Origin of the sequence: Sphingomonas flavescens (assembly GCF_030866745.1) — a bacterium.
Classification (GTDB): Bacteria; Pseudomonadota; Alphaproteobacteria; order Sphingomonadales; family Sphingomonadaceae; genus Sphingomicrobium; species Sphingomicrobium flavescens.
Genome location: NZ_CP133016.1, coordinates 2,442,007 through 2,466,715 on the forward strand (window position 1 = coordinate 2,442,007; position 24,709 = coordinate 2,466,715).

Annotated in this window: 28 protein-coding genes; 8 read left to right on the forward strand and 20 right to left on the reverse strand. The window is 64.2% G+C overall.

Going from position 1 to position 24,709, the window contains the following annotated elements; genetic code table 11:
* Positions 1-154: 154 nt before the first annotated feature.
* The 16 genes from QU596_RS12500 to QU596_RS12575 all read right to left on the reverse strand — a co-directional run bounded on the left by QU596_RS12500 (position 155) and on the right by QU596_RS12575 (position 12,516).
* Positions 155-577 (reverse strand): Fur family transcriptional regulator, encoded by a 423-nt coding sequence (locus QU596_RS12500; protein WP_308515914.1) that lies wholly within the window; start codon positions 575-577, stop codon positions 155-157.
* A gap of 44 nt (positions 578-621) precedes the next feature.
* On the reverse strand, positions 622-1,047 hold the full coding sequence (locus QU596_RS12505) for a Ros/MucR family transcriptional regulator (protein WP_308515915.1): 426 nt from the start codon (positions 1,045-1,047) through the stop codon (positions 622-624).
* Positions 1,048-1,169: 122 nt separating this feature from the next.
* On the reverse strand, positions 1,170-1,649 hold the full coding sequence (locus QU596_RS12510; RefSeq protein WP_308515916.1) for a GNAT family N-acetyltransferase: 480 nt from the start codon (positions 1,647-1,649) through the stop codon (positions 1,170-1,172).
* Positions 1,649-2,281 (reverse strand): tRNA (adenosine(37)-N6)-threonylcarbamoyltransferase complex dimerization subunit type 1 TsaB, encoded by a 633-nt coding sequence (tsaB, locus tag QU596_RS12515; RefSeq protein WP_308515918.1) that lies wholly within the window; start codon positions 2,279-2,281, stop codon positions 1,649-1,651. The genes QU596_RS12510 and tsaB overlap by 1 nt, the downstream gene beginning before the upstream one ends.
* 32 nt (positions 2,282-2,313) lie before the next feature.
* The gene (locus QU596_RS12520; RefSeq protein ID WP_308515919.1) at positions 2,314-2,880 is read right to left on the reverse strand and encodes a NifU family protein; all 567 of its coding nucleotides are present in this window, start codon (positions 2,878-2,880) and stop codon (positions 2,314-2,316) included.
* 31 nt (positions 2,881-2,911) lie between these two features.
* A complete protein-coding gene (locus QU596_RS12525) occupies positions 2,912-3,568 on the reverse strand; it encodes a cytochrome b/b6 domain-containing protein (RefSeq protein WP_308517998.1) in 657 nt (218 codons plus the stop codon).
* Positions 3,565-4,032, reverse strand: a complete 468-nt coding sequence (locus tag QU596_RS12530) for a c-type cytochrome (protein WP_308515920.1) — start codon at positions 4,030-4,032, stop codon at positions 3,565-3,567. The genes QU596_RS12525 and QU596_RS12530 overlap by 4 nt, the downstream gene beginning before the upstream one ends.
* Positions 4,033-4,056: 24 nt before the next feature.
* On the reverse strand, positions 4,057-4,956 hold the full coding sequence (gene mmsB / locus QU596_RS12535) for a 3-hydroxyisobutyrate dehydrogenase (protein ID WP_308515921.1): 900 nt from the start codon (positions 4,954-4,956) through the stop codon (positions 4,057-4,059).
* A gap of 3 nt (positions 4,957-4,959) precedes the next feature.
* Positions 4,960-5,736 carry an enoyl-CoA hydratase gene (locus QU596_RS12540; protein ID WP_308515922.1) on the reverse strand — a complete coding sequence of 259 codons (777 nt, stop codon included), beginning with the start codon at positions 5,734-5,736 and terminating at the stop codon, positions 4,960-4,962.
* A 9-nt stretch (positions 5,737-5,745) separates the two neighbouring features.
* Positions 5,746-6,822, reverse strand: coding sequence for an enoyl-CoA hydratase/isomerase family protein (locus QU596_RS12545; protein WP_308515923.1), 1,077 nt, complete (start codon positions 6,820-6,822; stop codon positions 5,746-5,748).
* The gene (locus QU596_RS12550) at positions 6,822-8,453 is read right to left on the reverse strand and encodes a PHA/PHB synthase family protein (RefSeq protein ID WP_308515924.1); all 1,632 of its coding nucleotides are present in this window, start codon (positions 8,451-8,453) and stop codon (positions 6,822-6,824) included. The genes QU596_RS12545 and QU596_RS12550 overlap by 1 nt, the downstream gene beginning before the upstream one ends.
* A 1-nt stretch (position 8,454) precedes the next feature.
* A complete protein-coding gene (locus QU596_RS12555; protein ID WP_308515925.1) occupies positions 8,455-9,597 on the reverse strand; it encodes an acyl-CoA dehydrogenase family protein in 1,143 nt (380 codons plus the stop codon).
* An 11-nt stretch (positions 9,598-9,608) separates the two neighbouring features.
* Positions 9,609-10,232, reverse strand: coding sequence for a glutathione transferase GstA (gstA, locus tag QU596_RS12560; protein WP_308515926.1), 624 nt, complete (start codon positions 10,230-10,232; stop codon positions 9,609-9,611).
* 12 nt (positions 10,233-10,244) lie between these two features.
* Complete coding sequence (locus QU596_RS12565; RefSeq protein ID WP_308515927.1) at positions 10,245-10,487, reverse strand: hypothetical protein; 243 nt, start codon at positions 10,485-10,487, stop codon at positions 10,245-10,247.
* Positions 10,471-10,956 carry a hypothetical protein gene (locus tag QU596_RS12570; protein ID WP_308515928.1) on the reverse strand — a complete coding sequence of 162 codons (486 nt, stop codon included), beginning with the start codon at positions 10,954-10,956 and terminating at the stop codon, positions 10,471-10,473. Before QU596_RS12570 ends, QU596_RS12565 begins: the two co-directional genes overlap by 17 nt.
* 60 nt (positions 10,957-11,016) lie before the next feature.
* Positions 11,017-12,516: a CoA-acylating methylmalonate-semialdehyde dehydrogenase gene (locus QU596_RS12575; protein WP_308515929.1), complete on the reverse strand. Its 1,500-nt coding sequence runs from the start codon at positions 12,514-12,516 to the stop codon at positions 11,017-11,019.
* A 99-nt stretch (positions 12,517-12,615) separates the two neighbouring features.
* On the opposite strand from QU596_RS12575, the gene QU596_RS12580 reads away from it, so the two are divergent.
* The 3 genes from QU596_RS12580 to QU596_RS12590 are packed head-to-tail and all read left to right on the forward strand — an operon-like array spanning position 12,616 to position 15,241.
* Positions 12,616-14,022, forward strand: a complete 1,407-nt coding sequence (locus QU596_RS12580) for a M20/M25/M40 family metallo-hydrolase (RefSeq protein ID WP_308515930.1) — start codon at positions 12,616-12,618, stop codon at positions 14,020-14,022.
* Positions 14,022-14,960: a DMT family transporter gene (locus QU596_RS12585; RefSeq protein ID WP_308515931.1), complete on the forward strand. Its 939-nt coding sequence runs from the start codon at positions 14,022-14,024 to the stop codon at positions 14,958-14,960. Before QU596_RS12580 ends, QU596_RS12585 begins: the two co-directional genes overlap by 1 nt.
* Positions 14,961-14,977: 17 nt before the next feature.
* A complete protein-coding gene (locus QU596_RS12590; protein WP_308515932.1) occupies positions 14,978-15,241 on the forward strand; it encodes a DksA/TraR family C4-type zinc finger protein in 264 nt (87 codons plus the stop codon).
* Here QU596_RS12590 and QU596_RS12595 read toward each other — a convergent pair whose 3' ends face one another.
* A complete protein-coding gene (locus tag QU596_RS12595) occupies positions 15,242-15,784 on the reverse strand; it encodes a hypothetical protein (RefSeq protein ID WP_308515934.1) in 543 nt (180 codons plus the stop codon).
* Between the two features lie 178 nt (positions 15,785-15,962).
* Here QU596_RS12595 and QU596_RS12600 point away from each other — a divergent pair, with 178 nt between their 5' ends.
* From QU596_RS12600 to QU596_RS12615, 4 genes are all read left to right on the forward strand, one after another.
* Positions 15,963-18,230: a ribonuclease R family protein gene (locus QU596_RS12600; RefSeq protein WP_308515935.1), complete on the forward strand. Its 2,268-nt coding sequence runs from the start codon at positions 15,963-15,965 to the stop codon at positions 18,228-18,230.
* Positions 18,231-18,238: 8 nt separating this feature from the next.
* Entirely contained in the window at positions 18,239-18,544 is a 306-nt protein-coding gene (locus QU596_RS12605; protein WP_308515936.1) for a hypothetical protein, read from the forward strand.
* 54 nt (positions 18,545-18,598) lie between these two features.
* The gene (locus QU596_RS12610) at positions 18,599-19,210 is read left to right on the forward strand and encodes an NADPH-dependent FMN reductase (protein ID WP_308515937.1); all 612 of its coding nucleotides are present in this window, start codon (positions 18,599-18,601) and stop codon (positions 19,208-19,210) included.
* Between the two features lie 62 nt (positions 19,211-19,272).
* Positions 19,273-19,683 carry a DoxX family protein gene (locus QU596_RS12615; RefSeq protein ID WP_308515938.1) on the forward strand — a complete coding sequence of 137 codons (411 nt, stop codon included), beginning with the start codon at positions 19,273-19,275 and terminating at the stop codon, positions 19,681-19,683.
* Here QU596_RS12615 and kynU read toward each other — a convergent pair.
* Both kynU and dcd read right to left on the reverse strand, forming a co-directional pair.
* Positions 19,676-20,899 carry a kynureninase gene (kynU, locus tag QU596_RS12620; RefSeq protein ID WP_308515939.1) on the reverse strand — a complete coding sequence of 408 codons (1,224 nt, stop codon included), beginning with the start codon at positions 20,897-20,899 and terminating at the stop codon, positions 19,676-19,678. The two genes, QU596_RS12615 and kynU, sit on opposite strands and share 8 nt — an antisense overlap.
* The gene (dcd, locus tag QU596_RS12625; protein WP_308515940.1) at positions 20,896-21,450 is read right to left on the reverse strand and encodes a dCTP deaminase; all 555 of its coding nucleotides are present in this window, start codon (positions 21,448-21,450) and stop codon (positions 20,896-20,898) included. The genes kynU and dcd overlap by 4 nt, the downstream gene beginning before the upstream one ends.
* Before the next feature lie 185 nt (positions 21,451-21,635).
* On the opposite strand from dcd, the gene QU596_RS12630 reads away from it, so the two are divergent.
* Positions 21,636-23,147 carry a replicative DNA helicase gene (locus QU596_RS12630; protein WP_308515941.1) on the forward strand — a complete coding sequence of 504 codons (1,512 nt, stop codon included), beginning with the start codon at positions 21,636-21,638 and terminating at the stop codon, positions 23,145-23,147.
* Positions 23,148-23,207: 60 nt separating this feature from the next.
* Here the strand turns inward: QU596_RS12630 and QU596_RS12635 are convergent, their stop codons facing one another.
* On the reverse strand, positions 23,208-24,686 hold the full coding sequence (locus tag QU596_RS12635; protein ID WP_308515943.1) for a L,D-transpeptidase family protein: 1,479 nt from the start codon (positions 24,684-24,686) through the stop codon (positions 23,208-23,210).
* Between the last annotated feature and the right edge of the window lie 23 nt (positions 24,687-24,709).

A 24,709-nucleotide genomic window follows, 5' to 3' on the forward strand; every position in this document is an offset into this window, starting at 1 on the left:
GATCCAGGCTGCAATTGCCAAAAAGCGCGAGGGCCATGAAGACCGGCGAAGTAAGGCCTTCGTGATCAGGTGAACTGGCGCTAGGCAAATAAACAAGCCGATTAGGCCGCCGATGCGCAGCATTGCGCGCCCGTTCAGCCGCGCTGCGGGATGACTATCGATCGCGGTCGACGGCGACGCCGTACAGCTCCATGCGGTGGTCGACGAGCCGGAAGCCGAGCTTTTCCGCGATCCGCTTCTGCAACGCCTCCAGCTCGTCATCGACGAATTCGATGACCTTGCCCGTCTCCACGTCGATCAAATGATCGTGGTGCGCATCGGAAGCTGCCTCGTACCGCGACCGGCCGTCGCCGAACTCGTGCCGTGCCAGGATGCCCGCTTCCTCGAACAGACGGACTGTCCGGTACACCGTGGCGATCGAGATGTTGGGATCCACCGCGGCCGCGCGGGCATGCAGCGTCTCGACGTCCGGATGGTCCTCGCTGTCGCCGAGCACCCGCGCAATGACCTTGCGCTGCTCGGTGATGCGCAGACCCTTGTCCGCGCACAGGGCCTCAATGTCGATCGTTCGCGCCATGACGCCAAACTAGGTACGCGTAGGGCGTCCGTCCAGCGCGCCGATCACTTTGCGCCGCGCGTACGCCGCCGCTTGGTTCCCAGACCGATCGACTTGGCCAATGTACGGCGCTGCTCCGCATAATTGGGCGCGACCATCGGATAATCGGCGGCAAGTCCCCACTTCTGCCGATACTGGTCGGGGGTCATGTTATAGTGCGTCATCAAATGCCGCTTGAGCATCTTGAGCTTTTTCCCGTCTTCGAGACAGACAATATAATCAGGCTTGATCGAAGCACGGATAGAGACCTTCGGTTCAGGCTTTTCTTCGTGAACTGTGCTTCCACCGGAAATACCAGACAAGGCCGCGTGCACGTTCTGGATCAGGTTCGGCAAGTCATTGACCGCAACACTATTGTTGCTGACGTGCGCTGCAACGATGTCGGCAGTCAGCGTCAGCAGCGTATCGTCAAAATTGTCAGTATCGGCCATTTCGAAATTCTCTCCGAGCAGAGGCTGTCCAGTAATTAACTAACAGCACAATGTTCAGGATAATGAATACGGCAGTTCTTAGCAATGGACGGCGAGTGCTAAGGAGAGTTTCGAAAGTTTAACTAAAGTTGTAAAGCAAGCGTAATCGCGTCGTGGCGTTCGCCGCCCGGCGAATGATAATAATTGCGGCGGCGGCCAACCGCTTCGAAGCCGCCCTGACGATACATGACCGTCGCTGGATTACCGTCGCGGACTTCCAGATGCACTTTGCTCAAGCCGCAATTCCTGGAGCGCGCCAGAAAATCTTCAAGCAGGTTGCGGCCGACGCCGCGGCGATGACGCTCGGGCAAGACGGCAAGCAAGAGCAATTCGGCTTCGTCGGCAACGCGCCGGTCCAACGCGAAGCCGACGATCTGATGATCGCGCATATCGCAGGCGACGCTTAGGGACACACCGGTCATGGGCAGGATCCCCGCAAGTTGCGAGCGGGTCCAGGCCTCGCCGTAGGTTCTCCCGAATGCGGCTTCCATCACGGTCATCACCGCGTCCAGATCCGCCGAAGTTCCCTCGTTGATCCGGACGTCGCTTTCGACGGTGGCCATCAGGCGGCGGCCGGCAGGCGCGCGTCGGGCGCGCGAGCGTATACAGGTCGAGGATTGAGCGTGCGCAACTCCGTAGGCAGTCTCAGGGCATTGGCGGCGGCGGGCCAAGCCTCGCGCGATGAGCCAAACCCCCTCGCGCTGACAAGAGCCCCCGCGCCTGACCCGAGAACCAGAGGAGCGCTGGTCACTTGGCCGGCATCGGCGGGCTGCGCGTTAACGACTTCCGTGGTCGGGGCCAGGGTTTCGCCGTTGAATTGCTGCACGAAGATTTCCCCGTGGCCACCAAGCACGGCGGCGGCGACTTGCTCGTCAGTTGCTGCACCGGCTGCAATCAGCGCCAGCGAGCTCATTCCTGCAAGATGAGCGTTCCACCCGATCGCTAACCCATGAGCCGCCGCGATGGCGACGCGGATGCCGGTAAAACTCCCCGGGCCCACGCCGACCAGAATGTGCGTCGCCGCTCGACCTCCCATGACCTCGGCAATCAGCGGCATCAACCGCTCGGCGTGTCCGCGTCCGATCACTTCATCGGCCGATGCCACGCAGCGTCCTTCGCCGTCGAACAGGGCAACGGTGCAGGCGGCGCTGGACGTGTCGAAAGCGAGCAGCATTGGTGGCGTGATAGTGGTCACAAGCGCGTCATCGCTGCAACCCCTGCAAAAGCTCAGACGGCTTCGACGCTTTCGACTTCAGGCACGTAATGGCGGATCAGGCTCTCGATCCCGCGCTTGAGCGTAATGGTCGATGAAGGGCAGCCCGCGCAGGCGCCATGCATCGACAGGTACAGGTGGCCGTCACGATAGCCCTTGTAGACGATGTCGCCACCGTCCTGAGCAACGGCGGGACGCACACGCGTTTCGATCAGTTCCTTGATCTGGTCGACGATATCCGCATCGGCGGGGTCTTCCTCGAAGTCCGCGTCGACGTGGATTGCTGCCGCCGACCCCGCCGCGAACAGGGGCGCACCCGTGACAAAATGATCGAGCAGGGTTTCCAGCACCAGCGGCTCGAGATCGGTCCACGAAACGCCGGGCGCGGCGGTAACTGACACGAAGTCGCTCCCGTAGAACACGCCCTCAACCATCCCGCTGTCGAACAAGGCCCGGGCGAGCGGCGATGCCTCGGCGCTCTCGGTATCCGCGAAATCACGGGTGCCGTTGTCCATGACGGCCTGTCCCGGGAGGAACTTGCGGGTGGCGGGGTTTGGCGTTTGCTCGGTGCGAATCAACATGCTGGCGATGTGGTCATCGACGGTTGGTCAATCAACCACTGAATGGCGGGGCGCCGGCAATCACCCAGCGCGTGATGCCGATTGCGATGAGCAGGCAGACAACGGCCACCCACCACTTTCCCGGGCGCATGACGGGCAGGTTGGCGTCCACATCGCTGCGCCCACTAAGCATTGCCGGCAACAGTCTGCGACCGCGCACATGATAAAAGACGATCGCTGCCAGATGGAGGACGATCAGCGCGAGCAGGACATAGAACCAGCCCTCATGTAGTTCCCGCGCCCAGTCCGACGTCTCGACGCTGACGAGCTTGTAAAGGGGACCCGTGACGATCCCATCCTCGTCCTCCGCGATGAGCCCAAGTCCTACCTGGACGGCAGTGGCTCCGAGCAAGGCCAGCACGCTGATCGCGCCGAGTGGATTGTGCCCGATGCCATCCCAGCTGCCGCGCAAATAGCCGGCGATCGCCCTGGGTCCGCGGACGAAGCTCGCGAAGCGAGCCGTCGAGCTGCCGACGAAGCCCCACAGCAAGCGAAAGATCAGCAGCGTGAGCACGCCGCAACCCGACCAGATGTGCCAGTCGCCGTGATGATATTCCGCCGACCACCAGCTAAAGGCGATCAGCGCGGCGAGGAGCCAGTGGACGAGCCGGACCGGAAGATCCCAGACCGGCTGCCGCTTAGCGCTCAGTGCTTCATCTCCGCACGATACTTGTCATGACAGGCCTTGCAGGTACCGGCGAGGTCGCCGTAGCTGGCCTTCGCTGCCGTCAAGTCGCCCTTCGCCGCAATGGCTTTGAACGCCTGTGCCGATTGCTGGAAGGCGCGGTTCTTCGCGACGAAGTCGGGCCAGTTCTGCCAGATTTCGGGCTTTGCGCCATTCTTGCCGACTTCGGGTCCGCTGCCCTTGGCAAACCAGGTTGAGGATTTGGCGGCAAGCGAAGCGACCTGATCGGCCGACGCCTTCACCGCCGCGGCATTCGGCGCCGGCGAATCGAACTCGCGGCGAAGCGCTTTGAACTGCTTGCCGATATTCTCCATGCCTTCGTGGCGCTCATGCGCAATTTGCTTGGCCTTGGTGCCGCTAACCGCGGCGACACCGGCCGTCGCGGCGATCGCCGCAAGGGTTGCAACTGCAATCGGAACGATGCGCATGGGCACTCCTCGTAAGAAACAGCCTTAGTCTTGGGGGACTTTCCAGCTGTCGTCGATCATTTTGATGATGCCGGAAAAATCCTTGTTGGCGCCGCCGCGGTCCACGAAGCGCTGGTATAGCTCCTCGGCTTCCGCGCCCATCGGCGTGTAGGCGCCGACGCTCCGGGCCGCATCGGCGGCGAGCTTTAGGTCCTTGAGCATCAACGCCGCCGCGAAACCGCCCTCGTAATCGCGGTCGGCCGGCGTTTCCGGACCGACGCCGGGGACGGGGGCATAGCTAGTCATCGACCAGCTCTGGCCGGACGCCTTGGACGAAATGTCGAAGAATACCTGCGGGTCGAGGCCGAGCTTCTGCGCCAGCACGAAAGCCTCGCAGGTCGCGACCATCGTCGCGCCGAGGATCATGTTGTTGCAGATTTTCGCCGCCTGGCCGGCGCCGAGCTGGCCTGCGTGAATTACGGCCTTGGCCATCGGCTCGAGGAAAGGCTTTGCGCGCTCGAATTGCTCGTCAGTGCCGCCGACCATCAGGGCTAGCTGCCCCGCCGCGGCCGCGGCGATGCCGCCGGACACTGGCGCATCTAGGAAGTCGAAACCCTTGGCCGCCATCTGCGCACCAACGTCGCGGGCGCTGTCCACGTCGATGGTTGAGCAATCGATCAGCAATGCGCCTCGCTTGGCATTCGGCGCGACATCGTCGTTGTAGACGGCGCGCACATGCTTGGCCGCCGGGAGCATGGTGATGACAACATCCGCGTCCTTAACCGCGTCAGCCGCCGACGCTGCGGCGCTGCAACCGGCTTCCATCGCTTTGTGCACCGCCTCGGGAACGAGGTCGAACGCGCCAACCTCATGGCCGGCCTTGGCGAGGTTCGGCGCCATCCCACCACCCATGTGACCCAAGCCGATGAACGCAATCTTCGCCATGCTTTAACGACCCTTCCAATTGCCCGGCCGCTTCTCGACGAAGGCGGCCATGCCTTCCTTCTGATCCTCAGTCCCGAAAAGGCCGTGGAACAGGCGGCGCTCGAAATTGATGCCTTGGCCCAGCGGCATTTCGAACGTTGCGTTGACCATTTCCTTGGTCGCGACCGCCGCCAGGGGAGCCATGCCGGCAATCTGTTCGGCGACCTTGAGCGCCTCGTCCAGCAGTTCGGCGGCGGGCACGACCTTGGCAACCAAACCTGAGCTCTCGGCCTCGGCGGCGTCCATCATCCGCCCGGTCAGGCACATTTCCATGGCCTTGGCCTTGCCGACCGCCAGCGTCAGCCGCTGCGATCCGCCCATTCCCGGCGTGACACCGAGCTTGATTTCCGGCTGACCGAATTTGGCGGTGTCGGCGGCAATAATAAAATCGGCCATCATCGCGACTTCGCAGCCCCCGCCAAGCGCGAAGCCGTTCACCGCCGCGATCCACGGCTTGCGGGTGCGCGTCACCTGTTCCCATCCGGCGAAGAAGTTCGCGGAATACATGTCGGCGAACCCTTGGGGCTGCATTTCTTTGATGTCGGCCCCGGCCGCAAAGGCCTTGTCGCCGCTTCCCGTCAGCACCAGACAGCGTTGCCCGGCGTCGGCGTCATAGTCGGCGAATACGTCGATCAGATCCTTCAGCACCTGGCTGTTGAGGGCATTCAGTGCCTGCGGGCGGTTGAGCGTGACCAAAGTCACAGCACCCCGCCGCTCGACTAGAACCGTCTCGTAACTCATCGTCGCTCCCTAGAAATCGAACGGACGCCACTGCTCCTCGGTCGGCAGCGGCTCGAAAAAGGCTTTGACGTCGCGGTCGCCGATCACCTCGGGCCGCGCCGGTCGCCAATTGGGCTTGTTGTCCTTGTCGATCAGGAGCGCGCGCACGCCTTCCTTGAAATCCGGATGGTGGATCAGGCGGACCATGATGCCATACTCCATCCGCATCTCGTCGACGAAATGCAGCTGATACGGGCTTTCCTGGAGCAGCCGCAGGCTGACCTTGCAGGCCATCGGCGACTTGCCGCGGATGGTCGCGGCTTCCTTCTCCGCCCAGGCATCTCCTTCCGCCGCCCCGCCGTCGAGCGCGTCGAGAATGTCCTCCAGCCGGTCGGACGCGAAATAGCGGTCGATCTTTTGCAGATTTCCCATGATGCGGGCTTCGGGGACATATTCCTCGCTGAGCTCGTCGAGGACGGCCTGCACCCGGAACGGCTGCTCGATCATGCGTTCCTTGGCTTCTTCGAGCCGGTCCGAAGGCAGATAGTGCGTCGCGAGCCGCAGCCGCAGGCACTCCGCGCCGTCCAATCGCGCACCCGTGAGCGCAAGGAATTGTGCCAGGCGCCCGCGCAGCCGCGACAGATACCGACCGCCGCCGACGTCGGGGAAGATGCCGATCGTCGTCTCGGGCATCGCCAGCACCGTTCGCTCGGTCGCGATGCGATAGCGGCAGGGGCAGGCGATGCCCACGCCGCCGCCCATCGTGACCCCGTCCATGAAGGCGACGCCCGGCTTGGCGTAGGTATATTCGAGGTGGTTGAGCCGATATTCGTCGAAGAAGAAGGCGCGCGCGGCCGCTTCATGGCCTTCGACATCCTGGCTGATCCCCACCACGTCGCCGCCGGCGCAGAAACCGCGCCCTTCCGCATGATCGATCAGGATGATGCGGACGTCCGGGTCGTCGCGCCATTCGATGAGCGCGTTCGCCATGTCGCGGACCATTTGGCGGTTGAGGCTGTGCAACGCGCGCGGCCGGTTGAGCCGCAAACGCCCGGCGAGCCCTTGCTTGAATGTCAGCATGTCCTGGTTGGTCACCGGCATATCCATCAGGGCATCATCGCATAGCGGCCGGGGGCCGGCTCGATGCGGTTCTCCGGCTGACGCGCGGCTACGCTTTTCTTGCTCCCGTGCGCGCTCAGCCACTGGGTCCACCACGGCCACCAGCTGCCTTCGTGGTGCTGCGCAACTTCGAGCCAATCCTTCGCGTCCGCAGGCTGGTCATCGCCGGTCCAGAACCCATGCTTGTTGGCGGCCGGCGGGTTGATGACCCCAGCGTTATGCCCGGACCCGCCAAGCACGAAGTCGGCGCCGAGGTGGCGCGCGCCGCGATAGACCGCGTCCCACGCCGACACGTGATCGTCCTTGAGCGCGATGACGAACATCGGCGTCTCGATCGCGCCGAGATCGATTGGCGTGCCTTCGACCTCAAACCCCGCGGGGTCCTTCAGCTTGTTGTCGAGCAGCAGGTCCCGATTGTAGCTCTTGAGGAACGCGGCGGGGATCCGTGCACCATCCTCGAACCAGTAGAGCAAGTCGGACGGCGGGGCAGGGCGGTCGAGCAGATAATGGTTCACCACCGACGACCAGATCAGATCGTTCGCCCGCATCGCCGCGAACAGGCGCTGCAGCTCCAGGCTGTCGACATAGCCTTGCTCATCGAGATGGTCCTCGAGCGCCGATAAATGGCTCTCGTGCACGAACGCGGCCCAGTCGCGCATGTCGGAGAAGTCGACGAGCGACCCGATCAGGGTGGCACTGTTAACCTCGTTTCCGCGCCCCTTCGCCGCCAGATAGGCGAGCGCGATCGCCGCCAGCGTTCCGCCAAGGCAGAAAGAGAACAGGTCGGGCGCAGCGCTGGTGCGCTCGCGGACGGCGCCGATTGCCTCGACGATGCCTTCGACGACATAGCTGCCGACGTCCTTGTCCTTGTGCGCGTTGCCTGGATTGACCCAGCTGATGACGAACACGGTGCGGCCCTCGTCGACCAGCCACTTTACCAGGCTCTGCCGCGGGACGAGGTCGATCATGTAGAAGCGGTTCACCAGCGGCGGCACGTAAAGCAGCGGCTCTGCAGCAACCTTCTCGGTCGTCGGCGTGTATTGGATCAGCTGGAACAGGTCGTTCTCGAACACGACGGCGCCCGGCGTCGCGGCGATCGTCTCGCCCTTCTGGAACGCGTTGGGATCGGTGCGGCGCTGGACGATACCCTTGCCGCTGCCGATATCCTCCATCAGGTGCGCGAAGCCCTGGACGAGGTTCTGGCCCCCCGTTTCCTTCGTCCGCTTTACGACCTCGGGATTGGTCGCCGCGAAGTTCGTGGGCGCGATCGCGTTCAGATACTGATCGAGCATGAAGCGCGCCATCGCGCCTTGCGAGGTGTCACCGGTCGTCGTCTCGACCGTGTCGCGCAACTGCTTCGACGCCAGCAGATAGGCATCGCGGATGGCGCGATAATAAGGATCGTCCTGCCACTCGGCAGCGGAGAAGCGACGGTCCCGCGGCTTTTCCGTCGGCTTGCCCGACAGGGCGTTGGTCCAGAAGTCGCCCCACTGCCTGGCGGCGTTCAGCTGGACATTGAGCAGCTCGGTCGGTCGGGTCGCAAAACCCAGCGCCGTCTCGCCCGCCGCCTGGGCGAGCGCGAACGGGTCGAACGGGAGCGTCGGCTTGCGGCTGGCCATGCTACTGGCGCAGCATGTCGCGGCTGACGATCACCCGCATGATCTGGTTGGTGCCTTCCAGGATCGAATGGACGCGCAGGTCGCGCCAGAAGCGCTCGATCGGATAATCCTGCAAATAGCCGTAGCCGCCGTGCAGCTGCAGCGCGCGATCGACCACCGACGAGCCGGTGTCGGTCGCTAGGCGCTTCGCCATCGCGGCAAAGCGCGTCTTGTCCGACGCATTGGCGGTCACCTTCGCCGCAGCAACATAGAGCAGGTAACGCGAGGCCTGCAGCTCGGTCTCCATGTCGGCCAGCGTGAACTGCGTCGCCTGGAAGTCGGCGATGGGCGTGCCGAACTGCTTGCGCTCCTTCGTATATTTGACGGCCTCGTCGAGGCAGCGCTGCGCGCCGCCCAGTGAGCAGGCGCCGATATTCAGCCGCCCGCCGTCGAGTCCCATCATTGCAATCCGAAAGCCTTCGCCCTCGCCGCCGACGCGGTTGGCTACGGGCACGCGGACCTCGTCGAAATTGACCTGCGCGGTCGGCTGCGAGTGCCAGCCGAGCTTCTTCTCCTGCGCGCCGAAGCTGACGCCCTTCATGCCCCTGTCGATGACCAGGCAGGAAATGCCCTTGGGGCCTTCCTCGCCGGTGCGGACCATGGTCACATAGACCTCGTTCTCGCCGCCCCCCGAAATGAAGGCCTTGGACCCGCTGACGACATAATGGTCGCCGTCCAGCACCGCCTTGGTCTTGAGCGCCGCAGCGTCCGACCCCGACGACGGCTCGGTCAGGCAGTAACTGCCCATCCGCTCCATGGTGATCATCGACGGCAGATACTTCTGCTTCACCTCGGCCGAGCCGAAGCGGTCGATCATCCAGCTCGCCATGTTGTGGATCGAGATGAAGGCGCTGGTGGAAGGGCAGCCATAGGCCATGGCTTCCATGATCAGCGCGGCTTCCAGCCGGCCGAGGCCGATGCCGCCGCTCTCCTCGCTGACGTAGATCGACCCGAAGCCGAGTTCCGCCGCCTCACGGATAGTGTCGCGCGGGAAGATGTGCTTCTCGTCCCACTCGGCGGCGTTGGGGGTGATGGCGTCGGCCGTGAACTTGCGCGCCATCTCCTGGATCTGGAGCTGGTCGTCGGTCAGATCGAATTGGGTCATCGGCGGGCGCTCTAGCCCGCGGGTTCGCGTTCCAGCAAGCCTTCCAGACGCAGCACCTGCTGAACCGAGGGGCGCTTCATCATCCGCGCGCGAAACGCCTTCAGGTTCGGCCAGCGATCGAGACCGCCGAGCATCTTCTCCGCCCAGCCTGTGATGACGAACAAATAAGGATCGGGCAGCGTCAGCTCCTCTCCGAACATGAAAGGCCCGTCGCCCAGCCTCTCGTTCACGTAGTCGAGCTTCTTGCCGAGATCCTTGATCACCAGCTGCTTCATCTCGTCCGTGGCTTCGCGGTTGAACAAAAAGCCGAAACGCTTGTGCAGTTCGGTCGTGATGAAATTGACCGCTTCCAGCACGCGATAGCGGCGGAAGTCGCCGAGCGGCGGCAGGACCTCCGGCCAGTTGGTGCGGTCGCCGAGGAACTGCAGGATCACGGCGTTCTCGGTGAGCACCTCACCGCTTTCAAGCTCGAGCGCCGGCACCGCGCCCTTGGCGTTGACGGCGAGATAGTCGCTGCCGTCTTCAAGCGTCTTCGCTCGTAAATCGACCCGTACGGACTCCTGCGCAGCGCCAATCTCGTGCAGCAAAATGTGCGGCGCCTGCGAACACGCCCCGGGCGAATAGTAGAGCTTCATGCCGTCCTCCCGCTAATTGCCGTTGCCGAGGTCATTGACGTCCGGATTGTCCTCGCCAGCGTTCAGCTCTTCCGGCGAAGTGCCGCTGCTTTCGTCGGGCGGCAGCGTTTCGATATCCGCATTGGCAGGCAGGCCGGTCGTCAGATTGTCTTCCATGGCGATATTCTGGTCGCTCGCCCGATCTTCCGCCTTCTTGCCGCAGGCCGCCAGCAGGGCAGCCAGCGCGAGCGCGGTTAGCCTAGACGCATTTGGCATAAGTGAAGCTCGCCGTTGGATTGGACTCGGTGCGGATCAGCTTCTGGCCGTCGACCTTGATCGCCTCGTATCGGGTCCAGGCCTGGCCCTCGCCGGTGAAGTGGAAATTGCCGCTGACGATCTGCGGGCTCGTCTGCACGTCGCCACCCGGCACTGCCCGCGACTCGTAGAACTTCAGGTCGCTCGCGGAGATGGTCATGAGACCCTTCGCATCGGCGCGTCCCGGCTCGCAGTCCGCGGGCGTCAGGCCCCACCGGCCCTGCATCGCGGCAGGGAGCGCAGCCTGGGCGGCGGGCGCGGATGTTGCCGGTCTCGTATCGGCATGCGGCTCGCCGGCCGCGCTGGGCGCCTGGACGTTGATGTCGGGCAGGCCTGCGGTGTTGTTGGCGGTCTCGTCGACCGGATCGTTGCGGCTGCACGCAACGATGGCGAGGAAGGCGACGCAGGAAATGAAGGGGACTCGGATCACCCCCCTAGAACAACCGGCACGGGCGCTGGTTGCAGCGGCCCGCGCCGGGACAGCTCAGACCTAGCCGAAGGTCGGGATGATGAAGGCGCTGTCGCCGTTGCTGCCGCCATCGGGCCAGCGCTGCGTGACGACCTTGTTCTTCGTCCAGAAACGCAGGCCTTCCATCCCGTACTGGCCGATGTCGCCGAAGCCCGAGCGCTTCCAGCCGCCGAAGCTGTGGTAGCTCACCGGCACCGGGATCGGCACGTTGACGCCGACCATGCCGACATTGACGCGGCTGACGAATTCGCGGGCGGCGTGGCCGTTGCGGGTGAAGATGGCCACGCCGTTGCCATAGTCATGCTCGCTAGGCAGGCGTACCGCTTCCTCGAAGTCGGCGGCGCGGACGATCTGCAGAACCGGGCCGAAGATTTCGTCCTGGTAGCTCTTCATGCTCGGCTTCACGTGGTCGAACAGGGTCGGGCCGACGAAGAAGCCGTCCTCATGCCCCTGCAGCGAGAAGCCGCGGCCGTCGACGACCAGCTCGGCGCCCTCGTCGATGCCCATCTGGATGTAGTTTTCGATCCGCTCCTTGTGCGCCTTGCTCACCACCGGCCCGTAATGGGCTTCCGGGTCGGTCGAAACGCCGACGCGCAGGCCGGCGATGGCCGGGATCAGCTTCTCGCGAAGTCGCTCGGCCGTCTCGTCGCCGACCGGAACAACGACCGGCAGCGCCATGCAGCGCTCGCCCGCCGAGCCGAACGCGGCGCCGGCGAGATCGTTGACCACCTGGTCGAGGTCGGCGTCGGGCATGACGATGCCGTGGTTCTTGGCCCCGCCGAAGGCCTGCACCCGCTTGTTGTTCGCCGTGCCGCGCGAATAGATGTACTGCGCGATGTCGCTCGACCCGACGAAGCTGACCGCCGCGATGTCCGGATGATCGAGGATCGCGTCGACCATTTCCTTGTCGCCATGGACGACGTTGAGCACGCCGTCGGGCAAGCCCGCTTCCTGCATCAGCTCGGCTAGGCGGACGGGGACGCTCGGGTCGCGCTCCGACGGCTTCAGCACGAACGCATTGCCGCAGGCGATCGCCATGCCAAACATCCACATCGGGATCATCGCGGGGAAATTGAACGGCGTGATGCCCGCGCCGATGCCGAGCGGCTGGCGCATCGAATAGACGTCGATCCCAGGTCCCGCGCCGACCGTATATTCGCCCTTCAGGGCTTGCGGAATGCCGCAGCAGAATTCGATGACCTCGAGGCCTCGCTGAACGTCACCCTTGGCGTCGGCGACGACCTTGCCATGCTCGCTCGACAAGAGCTCGGCGAGCTCCTGCATGTTCGCTTCGACCAATTCCTTGAACTTGAACATGACCCGCGCCCGCTTCTGCGGATTGGTCGCGGCCCACGCCGGCTGCGCGGCCTTGGCGGCATCGACGGCCTTCTGCAGGTCGGCGGACGAGCCGAGCCGGACCTGCGCCTGCGGCTGTCCCTGATTGGGGTCGAACACGTCAGACTGACGCTCGCCCGAAGCGAAGCTGGAACCGCCGATGAAATGGTCGATGCTGCGAAGCATGGGTGTACGCGTCCTCGTCGTGACTGGTGAATTGCCGCGGCCACTAGACCCGCTGCCGGTCAAATGCCAGTTGCCAGCCTGAGGAGAGGGAGACTCGCGATGCGTCAATTCGCCGTTCTTGGCCTGTTGCTGATGGGCGCCGCACCGCCGCCGTCCGTCGATGCGAAACTGCGCGCCATCGCCGCGCCAGTCAGCCAGGCCGAGCTGCGGAGCACGATCACCGCGCTGGTCGGCTTCGGCACGCGCCACACGCTATCGTCGCAGACCGATCCCAAGCGCGGCATCGGCGCGGCGCTCAACTGGACCGAGGGACGCTTCAGGAGCTTGGGCCTGCCGACCGTCCGCCCGTGCGAGGTGATGACCAACCAGCGCGTGCCGACGCCGACTCGCATCTGCGACATGGTCGCGATCCAGACGGGGACCGAGCGGCCCAACGACGTTGTCATCATCCAGGGCCACATCGACAGCCGTGTCACCGACGTGATGAACTTCACCTCCGACGCCCCAGGCGCCAACGACGACGGCTCGGGCACCGCCGCGGTGATCGAGGCGGCGCGCGTCCTCTCCAAGCGCAAGTTCCCCGGCACCATCGTCTACGCCGCGCTGTCGGGCGAGGAGCAGGGGCTGATGGGCGGCAAGGTGCTGGCCAATTACGCGAAGGCGCAGGGCTGGAACGTCGTCGCGGTCCTCAACAACGACATCATTGGCAACAGCTGCTCGTCGGACGGCCTGTGCGACGCCACCCATGCGCGGGTGCTGTCGGAAGGGCCGCGCTCGCAGGGACAAAGCGATCTCGCCGCGCAGACGCACAGCCTCGGCGGGGAGAATGACGCGCCGTCGCGCAACCTCTCGCGCTACCTCGACAGCCTCGCCGACCGGCTGAAAATCGGCCTCGACGTCCGCCAGATCTGGCGCACCGACCGCTTCGGCCGCGGCGGCGACCACATTCCGTTCCTCGAAATGGGCTATCCCGCCGCGCGGATCAGCGTCGCGATCGAGAATTACGACTGGCAGCACCAGGACCTTAGGACCGAAAACGGCAAGCGCTACGGCGACACCATCGACCACGTCGACTTCGCCTATCTCGCCAAGATGGCCAAGCTGAACGTTGCCGCGCTCGCGAGCATCGCCAGCGCCCCGCCGCCCCCCGAGCCGAAGGTCGAAGGTGCGGTCAGCACCGATACGACCCTGACCTGGCAGGCGGTCCCGGCAGCGGCATCGTACCGGGTGTGGTGGCGCCGAACCGATGGCAATCGGTGGGAGGTTTCGCGAGAAGGCAAATGCGGGTCCGGAGAGCACTCAGGCGCCGCCGAAGGTTACGTTTCACCCTCCTCTGCTACGGTCGCTTTCGTCCCGCCAAGTTGCAGAGCCGTTCTTCCTCACATCCGTGTCGACGACTGGGTATTCGGCGTCTCGTCCGTCAGCACGGACGGGTTCGAAAGCCCCGTCGCCTCGGCAGTTCCGGGCGGCACATTCAAGCCATTCGTGGCGCCGCCCAAGAAATAATGGCGAAACAGGTAGCGCGGGAAAGCGACCGGCCCGCCGAACAGCGACCGCTCGCGGGCATCGCGCTGCGGCTGCTGACGGCGTTGCTGCTGGCGATCATGTTCGCGCTGGTGAAGCTGGTCGCCTCGCGCGGCGTTAACGTCGTGGAGAGCCTGTTCTACCGCCAGTGCGGCTCCGCGCTCTGCGCTGCGGGCTATGTCGCCGCCGGCCCCGGCTTCGCCTCCCTCAAGACCGAGCGCGTCTGGGCGCACGTCGGTCGCATGGCGCTCGGCGTCGCGGCAATGGGCCTCAACTTCCTCGCCTTCATCCTGCTTCCGCTGGCCGAAGCGACGGCGATCGGCTTCTCGGTCCCAATATTCGCAGTCGTGCTGGCCGCGCTCGTCCTGCACGAACCGACCGGCCGCTGGCGCTGGAGCGCCGTCGCGGCGGGCTTCGTCGGTGTCCTGATCATCGTGCAACCGACCAGCGGCGAGGTCCCCTTGCTCGGCGCCTCGGTCGCGCTCGTCGCAGCGCTGCTGACCGCCTCGGTCACCATCGTCATCCGCCGCCTCGGCAAGACCGAGCGCGCAGCGACGACCGTCTTCTGGTTCGCCTTCAGCTCGCTCGTTCCGCTCGGCCTCGCGATGCTATTCTTCGCCCGGACTCACGACACGGCCACCTGGCTGCTGCTCGCCGCCCTCGCCCTCGCTGGCGGCCTCGCCCAGCTCACGCTAACCGGCGCACTTCGCCTCGCGCCTGTCGCGCTGGTGATGCCGATGGACTACACCAGCCTACTCTGGGCGCTGCTGCTCGGCGCCTGGATGTTCGCGGAAGTGCCGACGCCTTGGATCTGGATCGGCGCGCCGATCATTATCGCCAGCGGCCTCGTCATCGTCTGGCGCGAGCATCTGCTCCACCGCCGGGCGGCGTTGTCGGCGGAGGCCGCGGCTCCCACATAGGAAGCCAGGAGCGAGACATGGCCGGTGGATGGACCCGCGACGGCGCGGTGCAGGATCAGATCGACGATACGGTGAAAGACGCCGTGCTCCGCGCCCGCGCGCTCACCCCGCACGGCGAGAGCGCCGAGGAATGCGACGATTGCGGAGAGCCGATTCCGAAGCGCCGGCGCGAAGCCCTGCCCGGCGTCCGCACCTGCATCGCCTGCCAGTCGGAGCGCGACAAGGCCGTGGCTCACTCGACCATCAACCGTCGCGGCAGCAAAGACAGTCAGCTTCGCTGATCAGCGCCGGCGGCCGGAGGGGCGGCCCGCCAGAAACGCGCAGGCGACCACGACGGCGATACTGGCGAGCTCCAGCGTGTGATTAACCTTGATTCCGCCGAGATGCCGCGCGAGCAGCCAGTCGATCCGGTCAATGGAACTGGCGCGCACCAGGACGAACAGCAGGATAAGAGCGATACCGACCACCGCGCCGCGGACCACCGGCCTGTCGCGGCGAGATCTTAGCATGAGGATAAGGACGACCGCGGCGAAGGCTGCCGCAAGCCCGGCGATGAAACCTTCCTGGTAATCGCGTCGATTGGCGTACCAGCCTTGAACCTTCGCCATCGCTCTGGCGACATCGGTGAACAAAGTCTGCAGGTCGAGCTGCTTGTTGATCGCCAGGAACGCCAGCAACGCCGTCGCAAAAAGCCAAAAGCGCCGCTCGCCAGTCGGCCCACGCTTTGAAGCGCGCCAGCACAGGATCGCCCCTAAAGCGTACGCGGCCGCGACTACCCACCCATAGACCGTCGGGTCGCCGATCCCGGGCTTCCAACCAAACACGATTTTCAGTCCTCCCCGGGGCCGCTTTGCCAAGCGTCTTCAAGCAGGACAATGCCCCTACGAACGAACCGCCACCGCTTCGAAAATTATGCCCCACGATCGCTTCCTCCGCTAAGCATGGCGCCGATGAACACCCTTTTCGCCTGCAACCTCCGAAGCCGCACAGCGTAGAGCGTCCATGCCGCGCCATCGCTCCGCAGGGCTTCCCTCCCGCAAGCAGATCCTCGATTTCATCGCCTCGTCCGATCAACCCGCGGGAAAGCGGGAGATCGCGCGGGCATTCGGCCTGTCGGGGCAGGTCAAGATCGACTTCAAGCGCTTGCTCAAGGACATGGCGGACGAGGGGCTGATCGACAGCTCGCCTGGGCGTGCTTTCCACCAATCTGGCGGCGTCCCGAAAGTCACCGTGCTGCGGGTGCAGGCGGTCGACGATGGCGGCACCGTCTGGGCGGTGCCCGAGCAATGGCATGCCGAAACACCGGCCCCGCGGCTCCGCGTGCTGGAACGCGGGCTAAAGGGCGCGTTGGGTATCGGCGACCGCATCCTCTCGCGGACGGAGGAGCGCGGGCAGGGCTTTGTCGCTCACCCAATGAAGAAGCTGGCGCGCTCGGCCGAGCTGGTGCTGGGCGTGGTCAAGCAGGAAGGGACGCGCTTCTGGCTGTCGCCGGTCGACAAGCGCGAACGGCGCGAACTGGCAATCGCCGACCTCAAGGACGCCGAAGTCGGCGACCTCGTCCTGTGCGAAGTCTCGGGCCGCCCACCGCGCGCCCAGGCACGGGTCGACGCGGTGCTGGGCGATCCGTTCGCGCCGCGCAGCTTCAGCCTGATCGCGATCCACAAACACGGGCTGCGGCACGAATTCGCGCAGGATGCGATCGACGAGGCGCACCGCGTCGCTCGGCAACCGCTCGGCGACCGCGAGGACCTGACGCACTTGCCCATCGTCGCCATCGATCCCGAGGACGCGCGCGACCACGACGACGCCATCTGGGCTGAGTCGGACGGGGAGGGGGGCTGGAACGCGGTCGTCGCCATCGCCGACGTCAGCTTCTACGTCCGGCCCGGCTCCCAACTCGACCGTGAAGCGCGGGCGCGGGGAAATAGCGTCTATTTCCCCGATCGCGTCGTGCCGATGCTGCCGGAAGAGCTGTCGGCCGACATCTGCTCGTTGAAGGAAGGCGAGGACCGGGCTGCCATGGCGTGCCACCTCAAGATCTCGAAAGACGGTGAGATCAAAAGCTGGCGCTTCAGCCGCGCCCGGGTGCGGATCGCGGCCAATATCGCCTACGAAGACGCGCAGGCGGCGATCGATGCCGCAGGCGAGGAGCGGGTCGAGGTCAGTTCACCGACGTGCGCCATGCCGCCAATTGCGGGGCGTGTGCCGCAGTCGCTCGTCGATGGCGCGCTCAAGCCGCTGTGGGCCTGCTGGCGTGCTTTATTTGCCGCGCGCACCAGGCGCGATCCGCTGGAGCTCGATCTGCCCGAACGCCGCGTCGTCCTGGATGAAAAGGGGCGCATCGCCTCGATCGATGCGCGCGAACGGCTCGATGCGCATCGTCTCGTCGAGGACTTCATGATCGCCGCGAACGTCGCGGCGGCGCGCGCGCTCGAAGCGAAGAAAGCGCCGGTGATGTACCGGATTCACGAGCCGCCCAGTCGCGAGAAGCTGGTTGCACTGAAGGACTACCTCGCCACGTTCAGCCTCGAATTCACCCTCGGGCAAGTGGTCAAACCGGTCACCTTCAACCGCATCATCGAGCGGGTCGGAGACGGCGACGGCCGCGAAGAGATCATGGAGCAGCTGCTGCGCACGCAGATGCAGGCGCGCTACGGCCCGGAACGGCTCGGGCACTTCGGCCTGGCTTTAGCAACCTACGCTCACTTCACTTCACCGATCCGCCGCTATGCGGATTTGTTGATTCACCGCGCGCTAGTGAGCGCGTACCGGCTCGGCGATGGCGGTTTGCCGCCGGGCGAGGACGAACGCTTTGAACAAATCGGCGAACAGATCTCGATGCTCGAAAGGCGAGCAATGGAGGCTGAACGCGAGACGATCGATCGGTACGTCGCCGCCTATCTCTCCGACCGCGTCGGGCAACTGGTCGACTGCAAGATCACCGGCGTGCAGCCGTTCGGTTTCTTCGCAGCCGTCGAAGGCCTCGGCGGCGATGGGCTAATCTTCGCGAAGGATCTGGGCCGCGAATATTTTCGCTACGACGAAGCTTCGCGCGCGCTTGTCGGTGACGAAACCGGTGAGACCTATCGCGTTGGCCAGCGGCTCACGCTGCGCCTGGCGGAGGCCAATCCGGTTAGCGGCTCCTTGCGCTTTGCACTGCCGGAGGGCAGCTATGGCGGCGGCGGGGCACCCCTTCGACGTGCCCGGACGCGGGCGACCGGCAAAAGGGGGCGGCCCCCCAACATCCGGCATCAGTCGCGCCGGCGATAGGAGGACGAATGGCAACCTCGGCGGCAGCGGTAATTGCGGCGGCGCGCCGGCGGGTCGAACGGCAGTTCTTCGACAAGGACGCCTTCAGCCCGGATCGGGCCATCGCGATCGACACGCCGCGCTTCGCCCAACAGCGCTTCCTCGATCAACTCAAGGATGAAAACGTCGTCCATGAAATCGAGCCCGGCCGCTACTGGCTCGATCTCAAAGCCTATGAGGAAATGCGGCGTGCGCGGATGATCGCGGTGTTCAAGATCATCGGCCTGCTCATCATCGTCATGGTCTGCGTCGCGGTCGTCAACAGTATGCGATAAAGGCGCAACTTTCGTTCGACCGGCGGATTGGGGCGTGCATCACAGGAGAACGTCATGGCCTACAAGATCGCGATTATCGTCGGCAGCCTTCGCGAAGGCAGCATCAACCGCAAGGTCGCACGCTCGATTTGTGGGCTGAAAGACAATCTCGACTGCTCGATGATCGAGATCGGCGACTTACCGCTCTACAACCAGGATCATGACGCCAATCCGCCGGAGCAGTACGTCCGGTTCCGTGAACAAATTGCGGCGGCTGACGGCGTGCTGTTCGTCAGCCCGGAATATAATCGCGGCATCCCCGGCGTGCTCAAGAACGCGATTGATATCGGGTCGAGGCCTTATGGGCAGAGCGTATTCGACAAGAAGCCCGCGGCGATTGTTACCGCCTCGCCTGGAAGCATTGGCGGGTTTGGCGCCAACCACCAGATCCGCCAGGCCTGCGTGTTCCTCAACATGCCCGTCATGCAGCAGCCGGAAGCCTATCTCGGCCACGTTACCGACGACAGCTTCGATGACAGCGGCTGCCTGAAGGAAGGGCCGCTGAAGGGGCTGATCACCAACCTGGCGCACGCCTTCCACGACTGGGTCGATATGATTCACCGTTCGCGACGATTGCTCGCCGAAGATTCGGCGCACGTTGCGCTGGCGGAGAAGGCACACGCGTGATCCTTCTTGCCGCCACCGGCCTGTCCGGTAAGCATGCGTAACGAATTGGAGGCACGGCACCCATGGAATTCACCTGGCTTTCACGCTGGCAACCGCAGCTCCATGCAATCCTGCGCATCATGGTCGGCCTGCTCTTCCTTGAGCATGGCATGCAGAAATTTCTGTCGTTCCCGCCCGGCGAGATGGCAGGCATGGGTTTGGCGCTGAACAACCTTGCAGCCTATGCCGGCATCATCGAGTTGCTCTGCGGCTTCCTGATAACGATCGGCCTTTTCACCCGCCCCGCGGCCTTCCTGGCGTCCGGGACGATGGCGGTCGCATACTGGTATGCGCATGCGCCGAAAGATTTCTTCCCGGTCAACAACATGGGTGACGCGGCGATCCTCTATTGCTTCATCTTCCTCTACCTCGCCGCAGCCGGCGCCGGACCGTGGAGCGTCGATGCCTCGCGGAACCGGTCGACGATCAGGTGACCTTCGAACGTGCTTTGAAGCGGGGCTCATCCCACTCGCCGGTACTGAGTACTTCGGCGAGAATTTCGGCAGCCCGAAAAACGTCGGAAAAGGAATTATAGAGCGGCGCAAAGCCAAACCGCATCAAGTCCGGCGCGCGGAAATCGCCGATGACGCCGCGGGCGATCAGCGCCTGCATGACCGCATAACCTTCGAAGTGCGAAAAGACGACGTGGCTGCCCCGCCGCGCTGGATCACGCGGCGAAGCGAGGCGAACCTCGTTGCCGCACCCGGCCTCCACCGCGTCGATGAACAATTGCGAAAGTTGCCGTGACTTTGCCGCAAGGGCGGTCATGGCAATGCCCTCGAACGTAGCTAATCCGGCGTCGAGAGCGGCCAGCGCGAGAATGGATGGCGTACCGGTCAGAAATCTGGCGATGCCCGGTGCAGGACGGTAGTCGTCGACGAAGGCGAAGGGGTCGGCGTGACCCATCCAGCCTTGCAGCGGCGACCGAAGTTCGTCCTGAAGATCCCGGTCGACGAACATGAAGGCTGGCGCGCCAGGACCGCCGTTCAGATATTTGTAGCCGCATCCCACTGCCAGTCTGGTGCCCGCTGCAATCAGGTCGATCTCGATAGCGCCGGCGCTGTGCGACAGGTCCCAGATCGCGAGCGAGCCCGAAGCATGGGCAGCCGCATTGACGGCGGCCATGTCGTGGACGACGCCAGACCGGTAATCGACATGCGAGATCAGGACGGCCGCGACGTCTTCGTTGATAGCCTCGAGAATCTCATCGGGACCGACTGCCCGGACCTCCAAATCAAGCATCGATGCCAGACCTCGGGCGACGTAGAGATCGGTCGGAAAATCCCTCTGTTGGACGACGATCGTCCTTCGTCCTGACCGTGCCTGCACAGCTGCCGCCAGAAGCTTGAACAGCGACACGCTTGTGGAATCCGCAATCACCAATTCGCCGGGACGAGCTCCAACGATAGGGGCCAGGCGGGCCGCGACATGAATCGGCCAATCAATCCAGCTATGATCGTTCCAACTGGCGATCAGATCTCCGCCCCACTGCCGATTTACGACGTCCGCCAGCGCGGCCGGCGTCATCGCAGGCAGGGCCCCAAGCGAATTGCCGTCGAGATAAATGACACCGTCCGGCAACCGGAAGCGGGCGCTCGCAAATCCCAGCGGGTCGGCCGCGTCTAGGGCCTCAGCGTCGTCGACTGTCACAGCTTGGGAAGGGTGACGCCCTTCTGGCCCATATATTTGCCGGCGCGGTCGGCGTAGCTGACTTCGCACGGCTCGTTGCCCTGCAGGAAAAGGAACTGGCACGCGCCTTCATTGGCGTAGACCTTGGCCGGCAGCGGCGTTGTGTTGGAAAATTCCAGCGTCACATGGCCTTCCCAACCGGGCTCCAGCGGCGTCACGTTCACGATAATGCCGCAGCGTGCGTAGGTCGACTTGCCAAGGCAGATCACCAGCACGTCGCGTGGCACCCGGAAATACTCGACCGTCCGCGCCAGCGCGAAACTGTTGGGCGGGATGATGCATACGTCGGTCTGGCGGTCGACGAAGCTGTTGCTTGCGAAATCTTTCGGATCGACGGTCGCCGAATCGACATTGGTGAAGATCTTGAATTCATCCGCCACGCGCGCGTCGTAGCCGTAGGACGACAGGCCGTAGCTGATGCAATTCTCGCGTCGCTGCGCCTCGACGAACGGTTCGATCATCGCATGGTGCTGGGCCTGCTCACGAATCCAGCGGTCGGACAAAATCGCCATGCCGAGTGCCTAACGGGGCGGGCCGAATGCGGCAATTTCAGGCCGATTATTTCTGTGGATGCGGACTTCGTGACAGTTTCCGGACTTCCCGCGAACTGAATGCTGATTCATGCACAAGCTATCCACAATCGTGCTACTTATGTTCCGTTTGGGTTGCTGCCCGCACAAGCGTAGGGACCGCCGCCATGGCTGAAATTGTTCGCATCGCAGAACCGGTAGAACCGGCGCCCAATTCGACGCTTCCGCAGAACGTCGAGGCGGAGGCCGCGCTTCTCGGCGCGCTGATGATCGACAACCGGCTGGTCGAGGATGTCCAGCTAAAGCTGAAGTCCCACCATTTCTTCGAGCCGCTGCACGGCCGCATTTATGACGCGATCCTGCGCCTCACGGACAGCAATCGCGTCGCCAACCCCGTAACGCTGAAGCCGCTGTTCGAGACTGATGAAGCCATCAAAGAGGTCGGTGGCCCCGCCTATCTGGCGCAGCTGACCGGCTCGGGCGCGGCGGTCATCGGCGCGCGCGACTTCGCGACACAGATCTACGACCTCGCGCTCCTGCGCGCCCTCATCGGCGTCGGGCGCGATCTCGTGGAAGGCGCGCTCGATACGAGTGAGGACGTTGCCCCCCTCGCTCAGATCGAGCGCGCCGAGACCGAATTGTACAAGGTCGCCGAAGAAGGCGGTGCGGAGGGCAAGGCGAAGAGCTTTGCCGAGGCCACCAAGGATGCGCTGCAACAGGCGGAAAAGGCGCTGAACAGCGGCGGCCACCTGTCGGGCTTCACCACCGGTCTCGAAGCCCTAAACTCGAAGCTTGGCGGCTTGCACAAGTCCGACTTGATCATCGTCGCCGGTCGTCCGGGCATGGGCAAGAGCGCGCTCGGCACGAACATGGCCTTTGCGGTGGCACGGCGGTTCCTACGCGATTCCGCCGACGGCATCGAGGCCAGTAAGTCTGCCGGTGCGCCCGCCGTGCTGTTCAGCCTGGAAATGTCGGCCGACCAGCTTGCCACGCGTATTTTGTCCGAGCAGTCGGGCATCACGTCCGAAAACTTGCGTACCGGCAAGATCAGCCAGCAGGAGTTTCGCGAACTCGCGCGCGCCGCGGCCGAGCTTGAGAGTCTGCCGCTGTACATCGACGATACTCCCGGGCTGACGATCGCCGCGCTGCGCACCCGCGCCCGGCGGCTCAAGCGACAGAAGAATATTGGCCTCGTCGTCGTCGACTATCTCCAGCTGCTCCAGGGCAGCGGGCGCAATGGTGCGGAGAACCGGGTGCAGGAAATCTCGGAGATCAGCCGCGGGCTTAAGCAGCTGGCCAAGGAAATCGACGTTCCCGTGATCGCGCTGTCGCAGCTCAGCCGTCAGGTCGAGCAGCGAGAGGACAAGCGGCCGCAGCTGTCCGACCTCCGTGAGTCCGGCTCGATCGAGCAGGACGCCGATATCGTCATCTTCATTTATCGCGAGGATTATTATTTGAAGGCGGTCGAGCCCGACATGCCGTCGCCCAACGAGACCGACAAGCTCGCCAAATACGAAGAGTGGAACGCCAAGTTCGCGGCAGCCGCAGGCAAGGCAGAAGTGATCGTTGCCAAACAGCGTCACGGTTCCACCGGTATCGTCCGCGTCCGCTTCGATGGCCGCACCACGAAATTCAGCGACGCGGTGGACGAGGGCTACATGCCTGAGTTGCGCAGCTAGACGCCAACACCTCGGGAGGGTGGGGATGGGGGCGCCGGAGCGATCCGGCGCCCCTAGCCATTACGGGCCGACGTCGTCGCTGCTCTGCGGCTGGCGGATCTTGTGCGGCGGGCCGGGCGCGAGGTCGAGCGCCTTCGCGATATTCTCGTCCCATCCGTACAGGTCCGGCCGGAAGCGAACCGCGGAACCGTCCCAGAAAACGGTTTGATAGAGTAGGCGAACCGGCAGGTCCTTCGGCATCTTCACGAAGTTCTGGTCGGTTTCCTTCTGCATTGCCTGCTGGAATTCATCCTGGATGCCGGCATCGGCCGCCAGCATCGTGGCGAACTGGACCGCGTTCTGCACGCGGACGCAGCCATGGCTGCGATGGCGTTCAGGCAGATTGAAAAGGGCCTTTGCGGGCGTGTCGTGCAAATAGATCTGCTGATCGTCGGCCATGTCGAATTTGACGAGGCCCAAAGAGTTCTTGTCGCCTGACCCTTGGACGTAGAAGCCGTCCTTATTGATGGTGAAGTCGTTGTCCTTCAGCCATTGCTCACCCTTTGTGGCGAGCTCCTTGTCCCCGATACCCTTGGGCACGGTCCAAGTCGGCTTTGCAACGAGACGGAAAATCGGCGCCTGCAACTGCGGTGTTGGCTTGTCGTGTTCGCCCACCACCACGTTGCGAGTGTCGACCAGCTTTCCGTCGCGCCAGTATTGCAGGACGGCCGACGCCGTGTTCACGTCGATGCGTGTCGCCGGCGGTGTTCGCTGCAACCACCGCAGCCGCTCCATCGCCACCGCGATTTCACGGGCGCGATAGGCTGGGTCAGCGTTAACCGCATCAAGCGTGTCACCGCCGATGACACCGTCCTGCTTGAATCCGAAGTCACCCTGAACCTTCTTCACCGCCGTGACGAGGTTGGGAGAGTAGGTGGTTGATGCTGCGTCAGGCTGCGCGCCGGGCTTTGGTTCAGGAGCGGCCGGCAAATAGCCCACGCCGCTCAGGGCGGCCACGATCTGCGGCATGCGCGGGTCGCTTTGGCCAGGCTTGATCGGCTTGCCGTCAGGGATCGGCTGATACTTTACCTTCGACGCGAGTTGGCCGAAGTGGATGTAGGCCTCGCCCAAAGCGCGATATTCATCCGTCTGCGGTGGCAATGTCGCGAGCCAGCCCTTCACGTCACCTTTCTGCAAGGCCTGCTGCAGTCCCTGACGCACGTCGACCTTTTCGTGCGGCAGCGTGTAGACGTCGTGCAACTTGTTCGGATCAGCATACCCATTGGCGAGGGCCGACGCATATTTTAGCGCTGCTTGTGTCAGCGCGGCGCCTTTTTCCCCGCCTTTGAGGAATAGATCCGGGTTCAAGCCGTTCGCTGGCGCCGTGGCGATCGCGTCGCGGAGCTGCTTTTCCGTGTCGGATTTCCAAGCATCATCGATTTCGGGCGAAGCAGGTGCCGACGCGCTCTGGTTGGACGTGTCCTGCACCGAGCAGGCGGTGAGGGCGGTGGTGCACAGGGCAAGGCCTAAGGCCGCGCCGCTCCAGGTTTTTATACTCATCGCCGCAAAGAACGCCGCCGGGC